Source organism: Deltaproteobacteria bacterium, from assembly GCA_018668695.1.
Taxonomy (GTDB): domain Bacteria; phylum Myxococcota; class XYA12-FULL-58-9; order XYA12-FULL-58-9; family JABJBS01; genus JABJBS01.
The window spans coordinates 1-3827 of record JABJBS010000052.1 but is presented as its reverse complement, the minus strand read 5'-3'; the positions used below and the strand labels follow the sequence as shown (position 1 = coordinate 3827).

Below are 3827 nucleotides of genomic sequence, written 5' to 3'. Positions count from 1 at the left end.
GTTCTTTCGTCGGTTCTTTACGAATCAATTCAAGCGTACTTGCACCCCCGATGGGCCGAAGGTTGGAGCGGTTGCATTATCTCCAAGGGGAGATTGGCGAATGCCATCCGATGCGAAGCATCAGGATTGGCTCGATTCCATCGAGCAATGGCAGCCGGTTGAGGACTGATTCGCAGTTGGCTCTGCCTCGGCAACCCGTTTTATTTCAGAAGGCTCTGTGTTAAAATTTGTGTTGGTTTGGTATATTCTAACTTTGACTCACAACACGCCTCATGCAGGATAAGCGCTGTGGGTCGTAGATGGTTCACAATATAATGAAGCAAGCAGTTCTTGATCTCTTTACCCGTCAAAGTCTCGTCCTGATTGCAGGCCCGTGTGCGGCCGAGAGCAAAGAACTCTGTTTAGAGGTGGCCCGTGAACTTAAAAAGCTCACGAGTGAATTTGGGGTGGGTTATATCTTTAAAGCATCATTCGATAAGGCCAACCGCACATCCATCACAAGTTATCGCGGTCCAGGTATCGATGAGGGGCTGAAAATTCTTAGGGCAGTTCAAGATGAGCTGGACCTACCGACGCTTACTGACATTCACTTGCCTGAACAGGCAGCACCGGTTGCCGACGTTGTCGATGTTTTACAGATTCCTGCTTTCCTATGCCGGCAAACCGATTTGATTGTCGCCGCCGCAAAGACGGGTAAACCAACCTGTATTAAAAAGGGGCAGTTCTTAGAGCCGGCCGCAATGCAACATGCAGCTGCGAAGTTCCGTGAGGCTGGCGGTGAACACGTGGCCTTAACAGAGCGCGGCTCTACTTTTGGCTATGGGAACCTTGTGGTTGATATGCGCGGCTTGCCAACCATGGCAGCGGTTTCTAAAGCGCCAGTGATTTTCGATGCGACCCATTCGGTACAACAGCCGGCAGGAGCCAGTGCTACGACCGGGGGCAAGCGCGAGTTTGTTCCGGTATTAGCAAGGGCGGCAGCGGCTGTTGGGATTGATGGACTCTTCTGCGAAGTTCACCCTTCACCTGATAAAGCTTTGTCAGATGGGCCGAATTCGTTGGACTTTGAGGGGATTCGAAAAGTGCTCACAGAAGTGAGCACCCTCGATAAGGTCAGGCGAGGTTTTGAGTCTTAACCGTAGACTTTAGCTGCTGCTGCAAGCGCTGCGCCTCTTTCAACTTTACCACCCAAATCGCTGATGGCTGTTTCGAGAGCAGATAGGCAAAGCGTAATGTTTTTCGGGTTACTGGCAGCGCCCATTTGACCAATTCGCCAAACCTTACCGGCCAGTGCTCCTAAGCCGCCGCCGATTTCAAGGTTATAACGCTCTAGCAAGAGTTTACGAACAGCCGGGTCATCGGTTCCTTCAGGAATGGTTACGGCGTTGAGCTGTGGCAATCGGTATTGTTCTTCAACGATGAAGTCGATGCCCATGGCGTTAAGGCCAGCTTTAAGGGCTTCGTGGTTCTTTGCGTGCCGCGCCCAAGAATTTTCCAAACCTTCTTCTTGAAGCATTACCAGTGATTCGTGGAGTGAGTAGAGTGCGTTGACAGGAGCAGTATGGTGATAGCTTCGCTTTGCACCGGGACCCCAATAACCCATCACCAAGCTCAAATCGAGAAACCAACTCTGAACTGGCGTTTTTCGATTTTTGATAACTTCAGCTGCCTCATCGCTGAGCGTGATGGGGCTTAGGCCGGGCGTGCAGGAAAGACATTTTTGACTGCCTGAATACACTGCATCCAGTTTCCATTCGTCTACCTTAAGAGGTGAGCCGCCAAGTGATGTAACGGTATCCGCAATGACAAGTGCACCATGTCGTTTTGCTGCTTCTGAAATTGCCTTGGCATCAGACATAGCGCCTGTTGATGTTTCAGCGTGAACAAAGGCTACAGCTTTCACACCGTCGTTGTTCTTGAGAGCATCTTCTACTTTTTGTGGATCGACGGGCTTGCCCCAATCATCAACCACTTCAATGGCCGTGGCGCCGCAGCGTTCAACAATGGCTTTCATGCGTCCGCCAAATACCCCGTTGGTGCAGACTACGATTTTGTCGCCGGGCTCAAGGAGGTTAACCAGGCATGTTTCCATACCGGCGCTACCTGGAGCGGATACTGGCATGGTCAATGCGTTTTTGGTTTGAAAGGCGTACTGGAGAAGTTCTTTGACCTCATCCATCATTTCCACAAAGCGCGGATCAAGGTGCCCGATGGTTGGGCGGCTCAAAGCTTGAAGAACGCGCGGGTGAATGTCGGAGGGACCGGGTCCCATAAGGGTTCGTGCGGGTGGATTAAACGATGCAATGGCCATGATCTGTGCTCCCAGGAAAGTCTTTAGAAACAGTTCCTAAGATTTTTGACGCGCCAGGACAAGGCTCGAGCCGGGAAACTCTTAAGTGCCTGATTTTGTTGGCTTTTATTTGCCACCAAAAATGCGATAGAAGAGGCTTATGCCTAAAGTTACCAAAGAAGAAGTCAAGGCCATCTGCGATGCCGAGTTGCCGCTTGTTTCTATTCTTGGTGCAGAGATTGAAAGCATCGGGCAAGGAGAGGCAAGTGTGTCGCTTGCGGCGCAGCAAAAGCTTTTACGTCCGGGCGGTACCATCAGTGGCCCGGCCATGATGGCCATCGCGGATTACGCGTTTTACATTGCGCTTCTTAGTAAGATTGGTTTGGAGCCCATGGCGGTGACTTCTAATTTGACAATTAACTTTTTGAGAAAGCCTGCAGCGAAAGAGCTGGTTGCAAAAGCAAAGGTTGTAAAGCTTGGGCGCCGGTTGGCTTTTGGTGATGTTTTTATTTTCTCAGAAGGGCAAGAGGATGCGGTGGCTCATGCAACCTGCACCTATGCTTTGCCTGAATAAGGGAATGTAATTTCTTGGTTTTTGTACGATTGAAATCTAGTCTGTGGGCAGAGGCGAAACCTTGAAGTCCCGGAGAAAAGCATGAGTACCAATTTAGAGTCTATTCAAAAACAAGTGGGATCCTTGTTAGAGCTAACACCTGCTTCTCTTGAGGACGCAATATCCGCATTGAAAGGTCGACTTTCCAAGCTCTCTTCTGATTCCAACGGTGGTTTCACATTTTAGTCCGGTTCAGGACCCATCAACCTATTGGAAGTTATTATTCTTCGTGAACAGGCTAAGGCAGCCAGCTTTAATGGAAAACCAGCTAGAGCTGAGCAGCTCGGGCAACTGGCAGATTTTTTACTAGGCCAGTGCATTTCCACTACCTACGATTATGAGGCGGCAATACGATTTTTAACGGGGCAGGGTTTGGCTGAACCGATGATTCGCGAGTGGTCCATGCCTAAGCCTTCACTGCAGGCCTGCACCGATGCTTTAAAAGAACATCTCCAAACTGACAAGCCATTGGTTGCGCTCCAGGTTGGCAATTGCTTTGGCGCCTCTTTGGCATGGTTTTCCAATTTAATTGTGTCGGCCCACCCAGACTCATTGATGGTTTCCGTGGACCCCAATTATTCGATGGGCGGCGTGGCCGATAATCCTCAGCGGATTGTCATGCGACTTTTGTCTCATTTTGGTCTGCAGAAAAATAACTTGATGGTCACAAAATATAGCCTGGACAAGAATCAGCCACATTGGCAGCCAAGTTGTGAAGACTTGATGCCGAACCTAGCGCGCTTGGGCGTTTCGAAAGCAGACTTTATTTTACTCGACGGTTGGCATGAGCGGAATTACACGCTTCGTGAAATTCGAGCTTGTATCCCGCTCTTACGAGAGGGTGGTTTAATTTTAGTGGACGATGTGGAAAATCTTGGTGAGGTTCGTGAGGCTATTAGTCTCCACGAGATGGCATGATCAGTG

5 protein-coding genes are annotated in these 3827 nt (G+C 49.8%); 4 read left to right on the top strand and 1 reads right to left on the bottom strand.

Going from position 1 to position 3827, the window contains the following annotated elements; all coding sequences use genetic code 11:
* The first annotated feature begins 314 nt into the window (after positions 1-314).
* On the top strand, positions 315-1136 hold the full coding sequence (gene kdsA / locus HOK28_02490; GenBank protein MBT6431930.1) for a 3-deoxy-8-phosphooctulonate synthase: 822 nt from the start codon (positions 315-317) through the stop codon (positions 1134-1136).
* Here the strand turns inward: kdsA and HOK28_02485 are convergent.
* Entirely contained in the window at positions 1133-2311 is a 1179-nt protein-coding gene (locus HOK28_02485; protein ID MBT6431929.1) for an alanine--glyoxylate aminotransferase family protein, read from the bottom strand. The genes kdsA and HOK28_02485 overlap by 4 nt on opposite strands.
* Positions 2312-2450: 139 nt before the next feature.
* Between HOK28_02485 and HOK28_02480 the strand changes: the two genes are divergently transcribed.
* The 3 genes from HOK28_02480 to HOK28_02470 all read left to right on the top strand — a co-directional run bounded on the left by HOK28_02480 (position 2451) and on the right by HOK28_02470 (position 3821).
* A complete protein-coding gene (locus HOK28_02480) occupies positions 2451-2864 on the top strand; it encodes a PaaI family thioesterase (GenBank protein ID MBT6431928.1) in 414 nt (137 codons plus the stop codon).
* Between the two features lie 81 nt (positions 2865-2945).
* Positions 2946-3089, top strand: coding sequence for a hypothetical protein (locus HOK28_02475; GenBank protein ID MBT6431927.1), 144 nt, complete (start codon positions 2946-2948; stop codon positions 3087-3089).
* A gap of 24 nt (positions 3090-3113) precedes the next feature.
* Positions 3114-3821 carry a class I SAM-dependent methyltransferase gene (locus HOK28_02470; GenBank protein MBT6431926.1) on the top strand — a complete coding sequence of 236 codons (708 nt, stop codon included), beginning with the start codon at positions 3114-3116 and terminating at the stop codon, positions 3819-3821.
* Positions 3822-3827 lie beyond the last annotated feature (6 nt).

What these genes read in the sequence shown, in the direction of transcription:
- kdsA (MBT6431930.1), top strand. Translation starts at nt 315, where the DNA reads ATGAAGCAAGCAGTTCTTGATCTCTTTACCCGTCAAAGTCTCGTCCTG.
- HOK28_02485 (MBT6431929.1), bottom strand. Translation starts at nt 2,311, where the DNA reads ATGGCCATTGCATCGTTTAATCCACCCGCACGAACCCTTATGGGACCC.
- HOK28_02480 (MBT6431928.1), top strand. Translation starts at nt 2,451, where the DNA reads ATGCCTAAAGTTACCAAAGAAGAAGTCAAGGCCATCTGCGATGCCGAG.
- HOK28_02475 (MBT6431927.1), top strand. Translation starts at nt 2,946, where the DNA reads ATGAGTACCAATTTAGAGTCTATTCAAAAACAAGTGGGATCCTTGTTA.